Origin of the sequence: Synechococcus sp. H55.7 (genome assembly GCF_047462395.1) — a bacterium.
Lineage (GTDB): Bacteria > Cyanobacteriota > Cyanobacteriia > Thermostichales > Thermostichaceae > Thermostichus.
On sequence record NZ_JANSJD010000018.1, the window covers coordinates 33,885 to 49,447 of the forward strand.

At 60.5% G+C, this 15,563-nt stretch carries 17 protein-coding genes; 7 read left to right on the forward strand and 10 right to left on the reverse strand.

Going from position 1 to position 15,563, the window contains the following annotated elements:
- Positions 1 to 18 precede the first annotated feature (18 nt).
- The gene (locus tag NW851_RS09840; RefSeq protein ID WP_414338137.1) at positions 19 to 1,287 is read right to left on the reverse strand and encodes a GNAT family N-acetyltransferase; all 1,269 of its coding nucleotides are present in this window, start codon (positions 1,285 to 1,287) and stop codon (positions 19 to 21) included.
- A gap of 122 nt (positions 1,288 to 1,409) precedes the next feature.
- Positions 1,410 to 2,063 (reverse strand): DUF3386 domain-containing protein, encoded by a 654-nt coding sequence (locus NW851_RS09845; RefSeq protein WP_414333241.1) that lies wholly within the window; start codon positions 2,061 to 2,063, stop codon positions 1,410 to 1,412.
- Positions 2,064 to 2,484: 421 nt separating this feature from the next.
- On the opposite strand from NW851_RS09845, the gene murA reads away from it, so the two are divergent.
- The 3 genes from murA (at position 2,485) to sixA (ending at position 6,718) form a co-directional block, all read left to right on the forward strand.
- Complete coding sequence (gene murA, locus NW851_RS09850) at positions 2,485 to 3,819, forward strand: UDP-N-acetylglucosamine 1-carboxyvinyltransferase (RefSeq protein WP_414333303.1); 1,335 nt, start codon at positions 2,485 to 2,487, stop codon at positions 3,817 to 3,819.
- A gap of 103 nt (positions 3,820 to 3,922) precedes the next feature.
- On the forward strand, positions 3,923 to 6,055 hold the full coding sequence (locus tag NW851_RS09855) for a transglycosylase SLT domain-containing protein (RefSeq protein WP_414333240.1): 2,133 nt from the start codon (positions 3,923 to 3,925) through the stop codon (positions 6,053 to 6,055).
- Between the two features lie 81 nt (positions 6,056 to 6,136).
- The gene (gene sixA / locus NW851_RS09860) at positions 6,137 to 6,718 is read left to right on the forward strand and encodes a phosphohistidine phosphatase SixA (RefSeq protein WP_414333238.1); all 582 of its coding nucleotides are present in this window, start codon (positions 6,137 to 6,139) and stop codon (positions 6,716 to 6,718) included.
- Positions 6,719 to 6,773: 55 nt separating this feature from the next.
- Here sixA and NW851_RS09865 read toward each other — a convergent pair whose 3' ends face one another.
- Complete coding sequence (locus tag NW851_RS09865; RefSeq protein ID WP_414333236.1) at positions 6,774 to 7,064, reverse strand: DUF3082 domain-containing protein; 291 nt, start codon at positions 7,062 to 7,064, stop codon at positions 6,774 to 6,776.
- 76 nt (positions 7,065 to 7,140) lie between these two features.
- Between NW851_RS09865 and NW851_RS09870 the strand changes: the two genes are divergently transcribed.
- Entirely contained in the window at positions 7,141 to 7,836 is a 696-nt protein-coding gene (locus NW851_RS09870) for a J domain-containing protein (RefSeq protein WP_414333234.1), read from the forward strand.
- Here NW851_RS09870 and NW851_RS09875 read toward each other — a convergent pair.
- From NW851_RS09875 to NW851_RS09885, 3 genes are all read right to left on the reverse strand, one after another.
- Positions 7,828 to 8,697: an SDH family Clp fold serine proteinase gene (locus NW851_RS09875; RefSeq protein ID WP_414333232.1), complete on the reverse strand. Its 870-nt coding sequence runs from the start codon at positions 8,695 to 8,697 to the stop codon at positions 7,828 to 7,830. The genes NW851_RS09870 and NW851_RS09875 overlap by 9 nt on opposite strands.
- Positions 8,698 to 8,767: 70 nt before the next feature.
- On the reverse strand, positions 8,768 to 9,649 hold the full coding sequence (locus NW851_RS09880; RefSeq protein WP_414333230.1) for a hypothetical protein: 882 nt from the start codon (positions 9,647 to 9,649) through the stop codon (positions 8,768 to 8,770).
- Between the two features lies 1 nt (position 9,650).
- Positions 9,651 to 10,610 (reverse strand): fatty acid desaturase, encoded by a 960-nt coding sequence (locus tag NW851_RS09885; protein WP_414333229.1) that lies wholly within the window; start codon positions 10,608 to 10,610, stop codon positions 9,651 to 9,653.
- A 329-nt stretch (positions 10,611 to 10,939) separates the two neighbouring features.
- On the opposite strand from NW851_RS09885, the gene psaK reads away from it, so the two are divergent.
- Both psaK and NW851_RS09895 read left to right on the forward strand, forming a co-directional pair.
- Positions 10,940 to 11,185: a photosystem I reaction center subunit PsaK gene (gene psaK, locus NW851_RS09890; RefSeq protein ID WP_414333228.1), complete on the forward strand. Its 246-nt coding sequence runs from the start codon at positions 10,940 to 10,942 to the stop codon at positions 11,183 to 11,185.
- Positions 11,186 to 11,310: 125 nt separating this feature from the next.
- Positions 11,311 to 11,448, forward strand: a complete 138-nt coding sequence (locus NW851_RS09895) for a photosystem II reaction center protein K (RefSeq protein ID WP_414333226.1) — start codon at positions 11,311 to 11,313, stop codon at positions 11,446 to 11,448.
- A gap of 164 nt (positions 11,449 to 11,612) precedes the next feature.
- Here the strand turns inward: NW851_RS09895 and NW851_RS09900 are convergent, their stop codons facing one another.
- Both NW851_RS09900 and NW851_RS09905 read right to left on the reverse strand, forming a co-directional pair.
- Positions 11,613 to 12,152, reverse strand: coding sequence for a DUF3611 family protein (locus NW851_RS09900; protein ID WP_414333224.1), 540 nt, complete (start codon positions 12,150 to 12,152; stop codon positions 11,613 to 11,615).
- Positions 12,153 to 12,265: 113 nt separating this feature from the next.
- Positions 12,266 to 12,679 carry a DUF4168 domain-containing protein gene (locus tag NW851_RS09905; protein ID WP_414338144.1) on the reverse strand — a complete coding sequence of 138 codons (414 nt, stop codon included), beginning with the start codon at positions 12,677 to 12,679 and terminating at the stop codon, positions 12,266 to 12,268.
- 340 nt (positions 12,680 to 13,019) lie between these two features.
- Here NW851_RS09905 and bchI point away from each other — a divergent pair, with 340 nt between their 5' ends.
- A complete protein-coding gene (gene bchI, locus NW851_RS09910; RefSeq protein ID WP_414338146.1) occupies positions 13,020 to 14,078 on the forward strand; it encodes a magnesium chelatase ATPase subunit I in 1,059 nt (352 codons plus the stop codon).
- Positions 14,079 to 14,240: 162 nt separating this feature from the next.
- Here the strand turns inward: bchI and NW851_RS09915 are convergent, their stop codons facing one another.
- Both NW851_RS09915 and NW851_RS09920 read right to left on the reverse strand, forming a co-directional pair.
- Complete coding sequence (locus NW851_RS09915; RefSeq protein WP_414338149.1) at positions 14,241 to 14,909, reverse strand: cofactor assembly of complex C subunit B; 669 nt, start codon at positions 14,907 to 14,909, stop codon at positions 14,241 to 14,243.
- Between the two features lie 57 nt (positions 14,910 to 14,966).
- Positions 14,967 to 15,500 carry a thermonuclease family protein gene (locus NW851_RS09920; protein ID WP_414338152.1) on the reverse strand — a complete coding sequence of 178 codons (534 nt, stop codon included), beginning with the start codon at positions 15,498 to 15,500 and terminating at the stop codon, positions 14,967 to 14,969.
- Positions 15,501 to 15,563: the final 63 nt, after the last annotated feature.

Sequence of the window (15,563 nt, forward strand, 5' to 3'; positions counted from 1 at the left end):
TGCCAGCCAAGACTTCAACTAGGGAGGGGGAGGAGCCTCTGATTGCGAGTCTCTGGCGCACCCCGGTGAGGACTCCGGCTGAGTAGCGCGAACGGCATTGGGATCCGGCACAGTTGGGTGAAGAGAATGAAAGGGATGTTCCAGCCAGCCCTCCGCCAGCCCCTCAAAGCGTTCTGGCACCGGCTGCTTCACCGGCAATTTTTGGAGCACCAGAGCGAGATACTCGCTATACCAAGGGGAGCGGACTTCCCGCACCTTATGCCACACCGAGCGCGACATCAGCAGCGTCCGCTCCACATCCTGGGCGCCCAGCTTGAGCAAAAACTCCTCCCGCTCCGGTTGGTAATCGGTGGAAGCCAAGGCCAAAGCCTGCGGGGGATAAGCTTGGGTGAGCTGGGCCATCTTGGCCATGAGCTCAGGATAGAGCCAGGTATAGGCAGGGTGAACTGTGAGTTTGGCCACGTGCGGCTGCTGCCCCGTCCGATCCAACTTGAGGTTGAAATAGCCAATGGCGGTTTTCCGCTCGGGCTCATAGACACACATCTCCACCCGTTCCGTTTGGCTGATGGCACACTTGGCCCGTTCCAAAAGCCACTCCAGTGGGCTGGTGCGGAAGTCGCTCACGTCGCGGTCGTACACCTGGCGCACAGTGGCCGGCATGGATCCCGTATCCAGTTGATAGATGGCGTAGGCATCGCGGTTGGTCACCGGCACCAGGTTGGGCAACTTGGCCTCGTGCCGGCTGAGAGCAGCCAGAATCTCCGCCGGGATCGACCAATAGGTGATCTGAGCCAAGGGCTGGAAGCCGTTGTGTCGGTAGAGGGCCATTGCCCCCTTATTGTGGATGTTCACCTCCAAAATCCAGGTGTGGGCCTCGCGAAAGTGCTCCGTGCAGTGCCTGAGCAACTTAGACCCGATTCCCTGCCGCTGGGCCGAAGGCGCCACCGCAATGTGATCCACCCGCCAGGTGCTGCGGGAATGGTTAAAGGGAGAAACTTGAATGACCCCCTGGATTTTGCCTTCCAGCTCCGCCACATGTACCGTAAACATGTGCTGAAAACGGTTGGGAAACAGGCTCAAGGTTTTCAGGGGGCCATACCACTGCCGTAACCGCCGCACTTGGCGACGAATGTCCACCGAGCGGCTGCTGTACTCTTCATCAAAAGCTTGCGCCAAAATCTCCTCCACCGCCTCCAGATCCCCCAGTTGAGCGGGGCGGAGAATCAGTTCGGGAACCTCGGTAGGGGCTTTGGAATCTGGGTCGGGCTTTGCCGCAGGGTTGTTCATGCCAAAGTGTAGGCGGGAGAATATTCAAAGCATAGCTCAGGCTCCCTTTCTAATTCTAACTGAGGAGGTCGTTGCTGCCATAAAGTTCATGATTATCGGGTTTTGCGTTGGCGTTTGGCCAATTAAGCCCCGGCATCCAGCAACGCCAAGTTGCGGAAGGTAAAGCGCTTTTCCACAGGGCCGGTTTCCGTCTCTGTTTGAATGCGTCGCTCCGAGAGGATGTAGTACTTGCCGACTTTGGTGTAGAGATCCTCAAATTGGCTGCGCCCGCCCTTTTGCTCACCCGTTTGGGGATCGTGATAGACGGAATCGTAGCGGTGAGAGAGGTAGCCTTCGCCCGTGTCGTGGCTGCTGAAGGTGTGGATGGTCACCACCACCCCATGAATATGCCGATGCACCAGGGTTACTTGGTTGTCGCGCACGTGGTAGCGATCCCCTTCGGCTTTGCCCCCCACCAGGATCTCCACGGTGCCATCGGGTAGGGTCTGCCCATAGCGGAAAGTGTTGTTCCCGTGGGTCTCGGCAAAGCTGCGGCGCACCCGGTGAATGGCAATTTCCCAAAGTTGATTGTGAATGGCTTTCCGGGCTTCCTCATCCTCCACGCCCGTAACGGTGGCCTTTAGGTCTGCCCCCACTCGCACCTGCCCCACAAAAGTGCGCTCCCCATCCCAGTAAGTGACCTCGGCGCTATAGCCCGGGAAAGCGGGATCCCAGGTGTAGCGATTTTCATAGGCGGCCCGAAACAACTCTTGGGCAGAGACTTGAGTGGTGATCATCGACTGTCTCCTATGGCTATTGCAAGCATTTCTCACGAGTATCATACTGCTTCTGGCTGCTGGGCCCAACCCAGTAGGAGTCTATATCTAACATGGGGCATCTTTTTTGGGGATGTGCGGAGACCGGTCTGCTTCTTTCGGCGTAACGTAGGGCACTTCCAGATGGGGCTTGGATTCTGTTGGCGCCGGCGGAATAGGATTCTTTGGCCGAGTTGCCCCAACTGCTGCCGCAAACTGAGGAACTTGGGTAAGATAGGGGCAGAACTTCTCTTCCTTCCTCTACCAAGTTTCTGGTTGCCCTTTTGGCTGCTTCTCTCTCCAGAGTATTTCCCGGAAGAGGCTTGCTTGTGTGCTCTATATTTTCTGTGGCTGAGGAGGAAGATTGGGAGAATTCACGGCAGAGTTCCAGCACGTCAGCAGGGTGGAATCCTTAGTTACACCCTCACCCGAAATGATGGGGCCAGTGCTGCAGATAACTGGCAAGCAGCCCTTGAGCGGCCACATTCCCATTGGCGGGGCGAAAAACTCTGCCTTGGCGATTATGGCCGGATCCCTTTTGGCTCCTGAGGCTTGCCGAATTCACAACGTGCCGCGTCTGCTGGACATTGAACGCATGGGGCAGATCCTGACCACCCTGGGGGTTAAAGTGTCCCATGTGGGCAATACCCTCGACCTGGATGCCAGCTCCCTCAAAACTTCCCAAGCTCCCTATGAATTGGTCAGCCAGTTGCGGGCCAGCTTTTTCATCATCGGGCCCCTGTTGGCGCGGTTGGGGGTAGCCAGAGTTCCCCTGCCGGGCGGCTGTGCCATTGGCTCCCGTCCAGTGGATCTGCACGTGCGGGGCCTGCAGGCGCTGGGGGCGACCGTGCAAATCGAACATGGGGTTGTTCATGCCTATGCCCGTAGGCTGGTGGGAACCCGCATCTACCTGGACTATCCCAGCGTCGGCGCTACTGAAACCCTGATGATGGCCGCTACGCTGGCGGATGGGGAAACGGTCATCGAAAATGCCGCCCAAGAGCCAGAAGTGGCGGATTTGGCCCGTTTTTGTCAGGCGATGGGGGCGCGCATTCGCGGTGTTGGCACTAACACGGTTGTGGTGGTGGGGGTGCCCCGCTTGCATGGAACCGAGTACACGGTTATTCCCGACCGCATCGAGGCCAGCACTTATCTTATTGCCGGGGCCATTACCCGCTCTCACCTCACGGTTGGCCCTGTTATTCCCGATCACTTGCGGGCGGTGATCGCCAAGCTGCGTGACATGGGGCTGCGGGTCGAAGAAGAAGGCCCCAACCGGCTGCGCATTGCCCCGGCTCAGCTCAGTTCGGGCTGGCTCTGCCAGGCGACCGATATTCAAACGCTGCCCTATCCGGGTTTTCCCACCGATGTGCAGGCGCCGATCATGGCCTTGGCCGCCCTGAGCGAGGGCAGTTGCACCATCGAGGAGACGGTGTTTGAAAACCGCATGCACCACATTCCCGAGCTCAATCGCATGGGGGCGGACATTCGTTTGAAGAACCGGGTGGCCCTGATCCGGGGGGTGCCGTCGCTGTCGGGGGCGCCGGTGGTGGCTACGGACTTGCGGGCGGGGGCAGCCTTGGTGTTGGCCGGCCTGGCGGCTGAAGGCTGCTCTACGATCCACGGGCTCCACTACATCGATCGCGGCTACGAGGCCATCGACAAAAAGCTGCGCGATGTCGGGGCCAAGGTGTACCGCAGTGAAAGTCCGCCGCGGATCCTGCAATCTGGCAAGTAACTCATAAACGACTGCCGGGCCCAATGCCTGCGGTACAGGTATCCCAGGTGACCCAACGCAGTCGGGTTGAGTATCGTAGTCAGAGGTTGCAGAGAGACAAAGCATGGATATCCTGACAGGCAGCAAACGGTGCTGGGCAAGATGGGTTGCCGGTGTGCTGGCGGCAGGAGCGGCTCTGGGCGGGGCCATCTGGGGCTTTTACACCTCATCCTGGGCAGAAACCGTGGAGGTGGCTGCGGCGCCAGAGGGCAGGGATCCGGTACAACTGCCCCACACTTCCACAACGGCCTTTCTGCGGGCTTACGCAGCGCTGCAGGCCGGCCAAGCGCAATTGGCCCTGCAGGGTTTGCAGGGGTTGGAAGAGAGCCTGCCGGTTCTGCGGGAGGAAATTTGGAAGCTCAGGGCCCAAGCCTACGAGCAGTTGCAGGATAAGGCAACAGCCCAAGGGATCTGGTGGCCCAAGATTTTGCAGGAGTACCCCCACAGCCCGGTGGCCGCCTATGCCCTCTGGGGGATGGGCCAGGTGGATCAGTTGCGGCAGCAATTTCCCACTCACCCGCTGACTGGCCGCGCCCTCCAGCATTTGCTGGAGCGGGATCCCGACCGCTACGACCTGCTGCGGGATTTGGCTCTGCATCACCCGCAAACCCCTGGGTTAACGCCGCTGCTGGATCGCTGGCGGCAGGCTCAGGAGGGATCCCTCACGGCTTCCGATTGGCAGATCCTGGCCGATGCCTATTGGGAACAACGGGAGTACGGCAAAGCTGCCCGCGCCTATGGGCGTGCCCCCGCCACCTCTCAGAATCTCTACCGCTGGGGCCGCAGCCACCAGATCTCGCGGGAGTTTCCCCAGGCGAGAGCGGCTTACCAAGCGCTGCTGGCTCAATTTCCCAATGGGCCAGAGGCTTCCCTCACCCGTCGCCGTTTGGCAGAATTGAGCGACCTGTCGACGGCAATCGAGCTGCTGCGCCAGGCGGGATCCGGCTCGGATAGAGAGGCTCCAGAAGCGTTGCTCAGCCTCAGCCAGCTTTACGATCGCCATGCCAGCCCGCAATCGGCCCAAGCGGCTCGGCAAGCTCTTTGGGAGCGCTTTCCGGCCAGCGAAGCCGCGGCCAACGCCGCCTGGACACTTGCCTGGAGTCAAGCGCAAGCGGGCAATCTCGGCCAAGCCATCGCCCTGGCCCAACAGATCGGATCCGCCCAGCGGGATACGGAAATGGGGGCGCAACTGCTCTACTGGGCGGGCAAATGGCGGGAACGGCTGGGGGATGTGGCTGCGGCGCGGCAAACCTATCAACAGGTGCTGCAACAGTTTCCCCACACCTACTACGCCTGGCGGTCGGCAGTGCAACTGGGCTGGCCGGTGGGGGATTTCTACAGCGGGCGCCAAAGGGTGGAGGTGGATTTTCAGCCGGTGCGGCTACCGTTGCCGGGGGTCTCTGAGGCCACGCAAACTTTGCACTTGATGGGAGCCAGCCAACTGGCCTGGGAACGCTGGCAGGGGGAAATGGCCGTGCTGCAACGGGATCCCCGCCAGATGAGTGTGGCTGAGCGCTTTGTCACGGGTATTCTGCGCAACAGTGCCGGAGAGCACCTGCGGGGTATCAACCAGGTGGCCGCTTTGCGCTTCAGCGAAGAGCCGGATCCCCTGCTGGAGACGTTGAGGCAGCGCCAAGATTTCTGGCAGGCCGTCTATCCGCTGCACTACTACGCCGGCCCAGACAATTCCTGGGGCGGGGATCCCTATGCCCGGCCCGGCCTGGCCCGCTGGTCACGGCAATTTAACCTCAATCCCCTGATGGTGGCGGCCTTGATCCGGCAGGAATCCCGCTTTGAGCCGGAGATCGTCTCGGCCTCAGGGGCGCTGGGCTTGATGCAGGTGATGCCTGCCACCGGGCGCTGGATTGCCCAACAAATTGGCCTAGCCCAATACAGCCTCACCAACCCCGCCGACAATCTTTACCTGGGATCCTGGTACTTCGACTACACCCACCGCACCTATCAAGACAACACCCTGCTGGCCCTGGCCAGCTACAACGGCGGCCCCGGCAACGTGGCCAGATGGCTGAGCCGCTTTGGCTTTGAAGATCCGGATGTGTTTGTGGAGCAGATCCCCTTCGCCGAAACGCGGGGCTATGTGAAGTCTGTCTTTGGCAACTACTGGAACTACTGGCAGCTCTACACCCAGGAAGGGCGCACTTTGGTCGGCCAGCGCCTGCACAACCCCTCCTCGTAGAGAGAGCGTCCCCCAGGGTATTCTGGGAGAGTGTCTGGGCAAAGTTTGACGGTGCCGTTTGCATTGACGGGACGGGGTTCGATGATCTCTGGGCTTGAACAACAGGAGGGCGTTCGCGGTGGGGAGCACTCTCAGGGAGCAACTGAGAAGCAGATTGCCCGGCAGGAATTGGCTGTGGACTTCATCCGCCATGGCATAGCCGAAGAACCCCGGCCAGAAGTTGAGGATGCCTTGCGAGCCCTTACAGACGAAGGTCGCAAGCGCTGCCGCAAGGTGGCCCGCCAGCTCAAGAGCATGGGCTGGAAGTGGGATCTCCTGCTCACCAGTCCCCTGGTGAGGGCGCGGCAGACCGCCGAGATCTTGTTGGACGAGAACCTGGCCGCAGCGGTGGAGGTGTTTGAGCCTCTGGCTCCGGGCGGCAGTTTTGCCGACCTGGTGCGCTGGCAGGCAGAGCGGGGATCCCTCACGTCTTTGGCCCTGGTCGGTCACCAGCCGGATCTGAGCCTGTGGGTGCAAGCGGCTGTTGGGCTAAACCCGGCCAATGCCCACGCGATCACCCTTAAAAAGGCGGGCCTGGCCCAGGTGCGCTTTGCCGAAGGCCGAATTGACCACTGCCAGGGATCCCTGACTTTGTTGCTCTCGCCCAAGGTGGTGTTGCGCTAGGCAGCCGTCCCAACGCAAACTAAGTCGGCCAGAGGTCGTGCCCGGATCCCCAGGCTCAGCGCTGAGAAGATGTTAGCCGCTCTCCCAGCAATTGCACAGAATAGGCCGCCAGCCCCAACCCCACCATGGCAAACATGAAGGCGATCAGGGAAACGGAACCGACCAGGAGATAACGCACCAGGATGCTGATCCCGCGCGCCAGCGATCCAGTCTCGACATCGATTGGCGGCAATTTGGTCACCATCGAGAGCAGCAGTTGCAAGAACCCGTAGCCCAGACTGACGGCAATGGTGGCCCCCAAGAGGGCACTGAAAGGATGGGGGGATCCCTGTGAGGAGGAAGACATGGGGCAGCACTGGAAAACTCACCTTTATTCTAGGCTGCAGGTACAATGTGGGAGTTTCTTGCCGGCAAGCCTAGCGATGATGGAGAGCGGAGCTGGAGTCGGATCCCACTACGAGGTCTTGGGCGTTTCCGTCCTGGCGACGGCGGAAGAGATCAAGTCTGCCTACCGTCGTTTGGTCAAGTACCACCATCCCGACAGCCTGCTGGCCAAAAAAGATCGGGCCACCTCCGAGCGCATCCGCCAGATCAACGCTGCCTACGCGGTGCTCAAGGATCCGCAATCTCGCCGCGACTACGATCGGCAACTGCACTCCAGCCACACCTCACCCCGCCCTCAGCCGACGGGATCCCCTGGCGAAACCGTCAGCCAGGAAGCCATCGCCCGCGCCGCCTGGATCCGACAGGTCTACACCCCCCTGAACCGAGTTTTGGGGCCCTTGTTGTCTTCTCTGAAGCCTCAGTTAAATGCTTTGGCGGCAGATCCGTTCGACCCTGACCTGTTGGAGTCCTTTGAGGCTTATCTGGAAGAGTGCGGCCAGAAGCTGGCCCAAGCTCAGCAGATCTTTCGCCGCCTTCCCAATCCCAGCAGCTTTGGGGGTGTGGCTTCCCGCCTCTACTATGCCCTCAACCACTTGGAAGACGCTCTGGAGGAGCTGAAGTATTTCCCGCTGAACTTCGATGAACGCCACTTGCACACCGGACAAGAGCTATTTCGGCGGGCAAAAGGGCTGCGCCTGGAAGCCATGGATGTCTACGCCAAGAGTTCACCCTAGGCCAGAGCGGGATCCCCCTTTGGGCAAAGCGGGACGAGGATCGTAGGGGGTGGGAATGTACTGCACGGAAGGACGGCCCATGCTGGCCTGGGGGTACAAGTCCATCAGGGCGTAGATCTGGGGCGGCAACTCGGTGGAGATGGGCAGGCCCAGCTCCCGCGCTTCTTCAGCAGTGATCGGGTAGTCGTGGGTCACCCGACCGCTGGTCAGGTACTGGATCAGAGGCTCAATGCGTTCGGGGGCAATTTTGCGCTTGGGCACATCGTCCTTCAGGAGATCCCGCACGAAGTTCTGCACCTGTTGCATCGCCTTGCGGGCCAGATCCGCCAGAATTAAGGTCTGGTCGTCGATTTCGGCAATGGGTTTTTCCGCCACCACCTGCAGAATGCTGGCGGCAGCATACCCCCCCAACTGCGGATCCACCGGCCCCAGCACGGCGTTAGCATCCATGACAATTTCATCGGCAGCCAGGGCCAACATCGTCCCGCCCGACATGGCGTAGTGGGGCACAAATACCGTCACCTTGGCCGGGTGCCGGATCAGGGCGCGGGCAATTTGTTCAGTAGCCAGCACCAGGCCGCCAGGGGTGTGCAGAATCAAATCAATGGGAGTATTGGGCGGGGTGAGGCGGATCGCCCGCAACACCTGCTCCGAGTCCTCGATGCTGATGTAGCGGGAAACCGGGATCCCCAAAAAACTGATCGACTCCTGGCGGTGGATGAGCAAAATCACGCGGCTGCCCCGCTTTTGCTCCAACTCCCGAATGGCCAGCAAGCGCCGGAACTCTTGCGCTCGCCGGTTCAACAGGGGTTGCAGCGAGCTGAAGATCAAAAAAATCCAAAATAAGCTGCCCCAGTCCACTTTCGCGCCTCAAGCGGGATCCCTTTGCTTCCAGCATAGAGGATACGGAACCTCTGGCAATCCGGGGGCCTCACGCGTTGGGTTCAGACGCCGCAAAAAAGCGATCCAAAGCCCGCAGCAAATCCGGCACAGAAGTTTGGTCAATCCAGGAGCGAATGTAAGCCTGCTGCTCCGCCAAGTTCTCAAGACGGCCCAGCTTTTGCATGGCCAAAAAGCGGCTTTCTGCCTCGGCGCGGTTGGTTTGTAAGTCCAGCCGTTGATCGGGGGTGAGCGGATGCTCTGTCTGGGCCAACAGGTGGTCGGCCACCATCATCAACAGCAACGGCCCCGCCAATTCCACCTGAGACTCGGCTTCCGGCTCAGAATCGGGCCCGGCAAGATCCTGGAGATCTTGAAAGAGATCCTGCCCCAGTTGCAGCAGCTCTTCTGCTGAGGCAGCCCGCAGCTCCCTCTCGGCAGCCGCCCGCAGCGGCTCTGGGGAAACCTGGTGGTGAGCGGCCAATTCTGCCAGGGCCTGTTCCCATTGATCCCGTTGGGCTTGCAACACAGCTCTCTCTTGCGGAGAAAAATCCAGCCGCTCCAGCAACACCTGCAAAGCCACAGCCCCCACCAACAGCGGCGGAAAGCGCAACAGGGTAGAGTCGGATCCCGCCTGCTCCAAAAAGGCTTCCAAATCCGGGCCGGCTCCCCTGTCGAGCAAATCCTGCAGGTAAGCCAGCACCTGCGGCGGCGAGGTCAACCTCAGGATCCCTCGGGCCTGCGCCCGCAACTCTGCCGGGATCCCAAGGGTTTGCAATTGGGCTTCCGCCTGCGCTTGCGCTTCAGCGATCAACTCTGGCAGATCTGCCGTCGCCTGACCAGCCTGTAACAGGGCCTGGCTGGAGTCCCGCAGCAAGCCGGCTGCCTCCACAAACAGCAGCAACTGAGGGATCCGTAGCGTGGGCAAAACCATGTTAAGTAAGCCTCAGATCCGTAGATTCTGGATCGGCTGGCGCAGCAGGACGAGTTGAGTTGGGCTTGTGCCAGTGCAGGCCAATCAGCGCATCGTACAAAAAGCTCCAAAACTCTCCCTTCTCCCAGATCCCCAGCGTTTGCTGGCAGTTGCGGGCGTCCAGCTCAGGTTTGGCCGCCCAGTAGGCTGCCTGATATTTGTACCAGGGAACCGAGGGCCAGAGATGGTGGATCAGGTGATAGTTTTGCCCCAGCAGCAGAATGTTGGTCAGCCAACCGGGATAGACGCGGGCGTTGTGCCACCGCTCTTGAGATTGAAAGGGACGATGGGGCAGGTAGTCGAAAAACAGGCCCAATAGAAAGCCCATGATAAAAGCGGGGGGCAGCCAATAGTTCATGATGTAGTCGGTGTAGCCAAAGTGAATGGCCAACGCAAACGTCAGAACCACCACCAGTCGGCTCAGCCCCCATTCCAGCAGATCCCAGCGGCCTTTGCGCCAGAGCTGCCGCTTGAAAAAAAACACCTCGTGATAGAAAAAGCGCGGTGCGATCAGCCACAGCGGCCCGCCCGTGGACACATAGTGATCGGGATCGTCTTCGGGGTGGTTGACATGGGCGTGGTGCTGCATGTGCACCCGCTTAAAGACCGGATAGACAAAGCCCTGCAACAAGGCGGAGCCGTGGCCCAGCGCCTCGTTCAAAAAGCGGTTGCGGTGGGCCGAGCCGTGAGAGGCATCGTGGATCACCGTGCCCAACACATAGAGGGCGACAAAGTTAAGCCAAAACACCAGCCAGCGGGGCCAATGCCAAAAGGCGTACCCGCCAAAGCAAGAGGCCGAAAGCACCACCGCCGCCAAAAACATCAACAGGGTGGGGTTCCAAAATTCCGGCGGCGGCCCCAACAGCTCACGGGGTAACGCAAAAGGCTTGGGATCCGGTTGCGGAGTCGCAGCAGCAGTCATCGGCAGCCATCCTTGGGTGTGCACAGCGCAGACGGTGAGGATGGATCAAGGCAAAAGAGCCAGTTCATCACCTGCAAAGCGGGGGAAGAGAAGGATTTGTTAACTTTCGTTAGTATACGGCAGAGATCTGCGCCCAGACCGGATTTTTCTTGCCAACTCCAGCCCGTCCAGGCTGTTCCCGGCGAGGGGTAGATCGGCCATGGAGCCAGAAGAAGCCACAGTGTGAGGTTTTGTTGCGGCCTCTGTTGCAATTCATGTGGGGATCCCCTTGGGAGTTGCGGAATGGGGGTAATCTAGGGGGCGGTTAACCTGAGCCGAGGATGAAAACCATGATGCCCGTTGTTGTGCCGTTGGCCATGACTGCCCACACCAGCTCTTGGTCGCCTTTGAGTGCCGTAACCATCTTTCTCTGCACAGGTCTTGCCTACTTGATCTTCAAGTCCTCTTCGGGAGCGGCCTCAGAAACGGGGCCGGTGCTGGGGATGACCTGGCCGGAAGTGCTGGGGGTCGCCAGCTTCGGCCATCTGCTGGGCGCGGGAGTGATCTTGGGCCTCTCCAACATGGGAGTTCTCTAGGTCACCATCTCCTTCACATTTCTTGACTTTAGCCGGGATTCCGGCCCGACAATGTTAAAATCCCTGTCAATTCTGAAAAGAGCAGTTTCTCCAACTCCACTTTCTTCTTGTCGAGGTTTGTTGTCATGCCTGCGATAATGCTCCTGGCGGCTTTGCCAGAAGGCTATGAGTTGTTCGATCCCCTGATCGACATTCTGCCGATCATCCCTGTTTTGTTCTTTTTGCTGGCTTTTGTTTGGCAGGCGGCGGTGGGCTTTAAGTGAAGCCCTCGGAATCTGCGATTGGCAACTACGGACTTCGAGACTGCTTCCGCTTGCCCCTCTTCCTCTGGCAGGGGGGCAGTTTTAGCTGGGGCAAGTTTAGGGCGGGCCACTGTGCCGCAGGCCTGACTTTCTGCCTTGCAAAGTTAAGACTGGCCGGCTGGGGTTCAAGGCTCGCGGTCGAGGGCGCCGGTAATCCAGAGCACCCCTGCTAAGCAGACGAAGTGGGCAAAGGTAACGTTGATATTGGCAGCCAATAGCAGCACTCCTGCTGTCTGGGTGCTCAGCGTGCGGGTAAACAGCCGCACCAGCAGCTCTCCCACCTGCGCCTCCATGGCGATGAGGGCGAGGAAAGCGCCGATCAGGCTGACATAGGTAACCAATTGCAACTGCTTGGGCAGATCCAACTGGCTTGGGGTAGCGGCAGACACTGAGCGGCGCTCCGCCTGGAGCAGGTAGCGCCAGTTAAAGAAGAGACCGGCTGCCAGGGTTAGAAGGGTAAACAGGGTAAACCAGAAGGCGATAAAGGCCCCCATCGAGTCGTCGCGATAGAGGGTATTCTGGCCAACTAAAAATCCCAGCCAGAGCAGCAGAGCCGTTGCCCCCAGAACCGCCTGAAACCAGAACCCGAAGCGGCGCGTCAGGCGCAAGCGAGACTTCATGCGCTCGACAGCCGCCCGTACTGACGGCGACATAGGCTCGTTCATTGCTCTCCCCCCGCTCTCTACGGACGAGCACCGACCTCCGCTTCCAGCCTACCGCTATCTTCCGTCCCCCGTCACATCCGGGCAAAAGCGCTGCAGGGGATCCAAGGGGGGGGTTAGGGTTTGGAGCTAGGGCTCACGCTGGGATCCCCGCTTTGCAGGCGCAGGATTTCGGCTTCGATGCGCTGTTGGAGGTCTCTGCCTTCTTCGGAGCGAATCAACAGGGTGATGCGGTTGTATTCGGGCACGGTCATGCCGTGGCGGGTGATGATCTCGGTGGCGGTGCGAATGAACTCCCGCCGGATTTGATCTTTGCTGGTCGGATCCGCGGTGGCCTGGGAGCGCTGCTGGGCCTCTTGTCGGTGGGGCTCCATCTCCAAAACGATGCGGGCATACTTGGCGACCTGTTCATCGGTCAAAACCAGAGAGGTAGCGGCGGTTTGGGCTACGGCAAGGGAAATGCTCAAGACAGGGATCCAGGTGCAGACCCAGATCAGGCCCACCAGCCCTTTTTGGGCCACGCTGGGCATCGAGAATGCCGTCCATCGTCTCCGACTTGCTTGACCTGACACCGCTGCTATCTCCCCACCCAATAACGAACTCTCTCTGTGGTTGCCGGCGCTTTTGGGAGCCCCCTTTCTTTTGGTGTAGCTTTCGCTGTTACCCAGATTCAACCCACTCCCAGCCAACCGTGCAGGCTCCGATGTTATCTAGTCTTCCCCAAAAGAAGCCAGGGATCCCCGACCGGCACCGGAGCTTGCTTTATCCATTTGACCCAAAAGCGGCCTTTAGGTTCCTGTTGCAGCCTGGAACCGCCCAGAAGGGAGGAGCCTCTGGGATAATGGGGATGAATTGCTGGTTGTTGCCCCTATGAACTTGGAACGTCGCCCGGTTTTCCCGTTCACCGCCATTGTCGGCCAAGAGGAGATGAAATTGGCTCTGCTCCTCAACGTCATCGATCCCCGCATCGGTGGGGTGCTGATCATGGGGGATCGCGGCACGGGCAAATCCACCACCATCCGCGCCTTGGCAGATCTGCTGCCCCAGATCGAGGTTGTCAAAGGGGATCCCTTCAACAGCCACCCGCGGCAGCGGGATCTGATGAGCGACCAGGTGTGGGAACGCCTGCAGGCGGGAGAAACGCTGGAAGCCACCTGGATCCAGGTACCGATGGTGGATCTGCCCCTGGGAGCCACCGAAGACCGGGTCTGCGGCACCTTGGATATCGAGCGGGCTCTCTCCCAGGGGGTGAAGGCCTTTGAGCCGGGGCTCTTGGCCAAGGCCAACCGCGGCATCCTTTACGTAGACGAGGTGAACCTCCTGGACGACCACCTGGTAGACGTGTTGCTGGATGCGGCGGCCTCTGGCTGGAACACGGTGGAACGGGAGGGGATTTCCATTCGCCACCCGGCCCGCTTTGTCCTGGTGGGATCCGGCAACCCGGAGGAAGGAGAGCTACGGCCGCAACTGCTGGATCGCTTCGGTATGTTCGTGCGCATCGAAACGGTGCGGGATCCGTCCCTGCGAGTGCAGATTGTGGAGGAGCGCAGCCAGTTCGACGCCGATCCCCAGGCGTTCTTGGCCAAATACGCCGAGGCCCAGCAACACTTGCGGGAGCGCATTGAAAAGGCCCAGCACCTCTTGCCCACTGTGATGGTGGATCCTGAGTTGCGCCTGAAGATCTCCGGCGTGTGTGCGGCTCTGGAGGTGGATGGGCTGCGGGGAGATATCGTCACCAACCGGGCGGCCAAGGCCCTGGCGGCTCTGGAGGGGCGCAGCGAGGTCACCATTGCCGATATTCGCCGGGTAATCAGCCTGTGTTTGCGCCACCGCCTGCGCAAGGATCCTCTGGAAACCATCGACTCCGGCTACAAGGTCGAGAAGGCCTTTAGCGAGGTGTTTCAGGTGAGCCTGGAGAGCGCTGCTTAGCCTCCCCCTCACCCCCAGCCCCTCTCCCAAAGGCGCCCAAGCGCTCCGCGCCGCTCACGCGACCACCCCCAGCCCCTCTCCCAAAGGGAGTCTGCCCTCACCCCCAGCCCCTCTCCCAAAGGCGCCCTCACCCCCAGCCCCTCTCCCTTTGGGAGAGGGGAGCTAGGCGAGTAGGGTTTCTAGTTTGTCGGCGATGGCGGCAATCCAGGCCTGCTCCTGGCGGCTGAAACTGCGGGGGGTGTCGCTGCCCAAGATGAGGCATCCCTTCTGGCCGATGGGCTGGCAGAGAACCGCCTGGGATCCGGGGGGCAGCAGGCCCTCAAACTCGGCGCGGGCCGGGAACAGCTTCAGGTCCACCAGATAGACGGGCCGCCCGGTCTGCAACACCCGCTGCAAGATGCTCTGGGGCCGGATGGAGGGCAACTGGCCGGGGCTGGCCAGGATCCCCCGCTGCAGTAGGGTGCGCCCCTCCACCCAGATCACTACCGTGCGGGCAGCAGTGGTGCTAAGGAGGGTGTGGGAGGCCCAGGCCAGCTCCAGTTTTTCGCTCTCGGAAAGGTCGGGGTGCCAATCGCAGCCTGAACTCCCCTGCAGGGGGGATGCCTGGGTGGGACGGGGCTGGATCTGCTGCCACAGCAGGCCGGTCAGGATCAAAATGGCGCTGAGGAGGATCCCCAAGGCATCAGAGCGGGACTGGCTGGCGAACAGTTCCGGCGTAAAAGCCAGTCGGTTAATAACCAAGAGGGCGCTGCCCAAAAGGCCGGTCACCAAAGGCAGATGCCTCAGCCAGCGGTTGGGATCCCGGGAAGCTGGAGTGGATTTAACCCTCAAAGCAGGCAGACGTATCTAAGAGTGCCCAGTAAACCCAGTCTAGAGCTATCCAAGGCGTTAGAGACGGCTCCAGATGCCGAGTCGCTCTTGGCGGGCTCTTTTTTGCAGGCCACCGAAGTAGCTGTCGTATTTAATGTTGTGGCTGTAGGGGATGATGCGGGCCAGGCCGTTGCGCACCAGCATGGCGTTCATCTGCTGGCCCTCCAGCCAGACGTAGGCCTCCACCAAGCCGGTGGCATCGACGTTGCGCAGCAGCTTGTCCCCTTCCAGCTTGACGGTGCGGCGCAGGATACGCTCCCGCATCAGCTCAATCGCCTGCTGGTAAAAGGGATCCTCCTCCGGGCTGAGGCCCTGGATCCCGGCCAAGCGGATCAGGCGCAGTTTCTGTTCCCCTTCGATCTGCACCACCAGCGTGTCACCATTGACTACGCCCACCACCACTGCCTCGGGGTAGCGATCGAAATAGTGGTTGTCGAAGTAGAAGAGGGTGTCGGGCACGACCCGCCGCTCCCCCAACCCGTGGCCGGGAAAGGCGGGCAGGGCCAGGAGCCATCCCAACACCGCCGAGCCAAAAGCAATACGCCGGAACATGTCTTTCCCCCTTGCGGATACCGGCCCCCTTCCCCCAGGGAGCCTTTACCGGCAACACCTAAG

Bases quoted from the DNA above. Each gene is read 5' to 3' on its own strand.
- NW851_RS09840 (WP_414338137.1), bottom strand. From the start codon at position 1,287: ATGAACAACCCTGCGGCAAAGCCCGACCCAGATTCCAAAGCCCCTACC.
- NW851_RS09855 (WP_414333240.1), top strand. From the start codon at position 3,923: ATGGATATCCTGACAGGCAGCAAACGGTGCTGGGCAAGATGGGTTGCC.
- NW851_RS09865 (WP_414333236.1), bottom strand. From the start codon at position 7,064: ATGTCTTCCTCCTCACAGGGATCCCCCCATCCTTTCAGTGCCCTCTTG.
- sixA (WP_414333238.1), top strand. From the start codon at position 6,137: ATGATCTCTGGGCTTGAACAACAGGAGGGCGTTCGCGGTGGGGAGCAC.
- NW851_RS09880 (WP_414333230.1), bottom strand. From the start codon at position 9,649: ATGGTTTTGCCCACGCTACGGATCCCTCAGTTGCTGCTGTTTGTGGAG.
- NW851_RS09905 (WP_414338144.1), bottom strand. From the start codon at position 12,679: ATGCCCAGCGTGGCCCAAAAAGGGCTGGTGGGCCTGATCTGGGTCTGC.
- bchI (WP_414338146.1), top strand. From the start codon at position 13,020: ATGAACTTGGAACGTCGCCCGGTTTTCCCGTTCACCGCCATTGTCGGC.
- NW851_RS09920 (WP_414338152.1), bottom strand. From the start codon at position 15,500: ATGTTCCGGCGTATTGCTTTTGGCTCGGCGGTGTTGGGATGGCTCCTG.
- NW851_RS09845 (WP_414333241.1), bottom strand. From the start codon at position 2,063: ATGATCACCACTCAAGTCTCTGCCCAAGAGTTGTTTCGGGCCGCCTAT.
- NW851_RS09870 (WP_414333234.1), top strand. From the start codon at position 7,141: ATGATGGAGAGCGGAGCTGGAGTCGGATCCCACTACGAGGTCTTGGGC.
- psaK (WP_414333228.1), top strand. From the start codon at position 10,940: ATGATGCCCGTTGTTGTGCCGTTGGCCATGACTGCCCACACCAGCTCT.
- NW851_RS09900 (WP_414333224.1), bottom strand. From the start codon at position 12,152: ATGAACGAGCCTATGTCGCCGTCAGTACGGGCGGCTGTCGAGCGCATG.
- NW851_RS09885 (WP_414333229.1), bottom strand. From the start codon at position 10,610: ATGACTGCTGCTGCGACTCCGCAACCGGATCCCAAGCCTTTTGCGTTA.
- NW851_RS09895 (WP_414333226.1), top strand. From the start codon at position 11,311: ATGCCTGCGATAATGCTCCTGGCGGCTTTGCCAGAAGGCTATGAGTTG.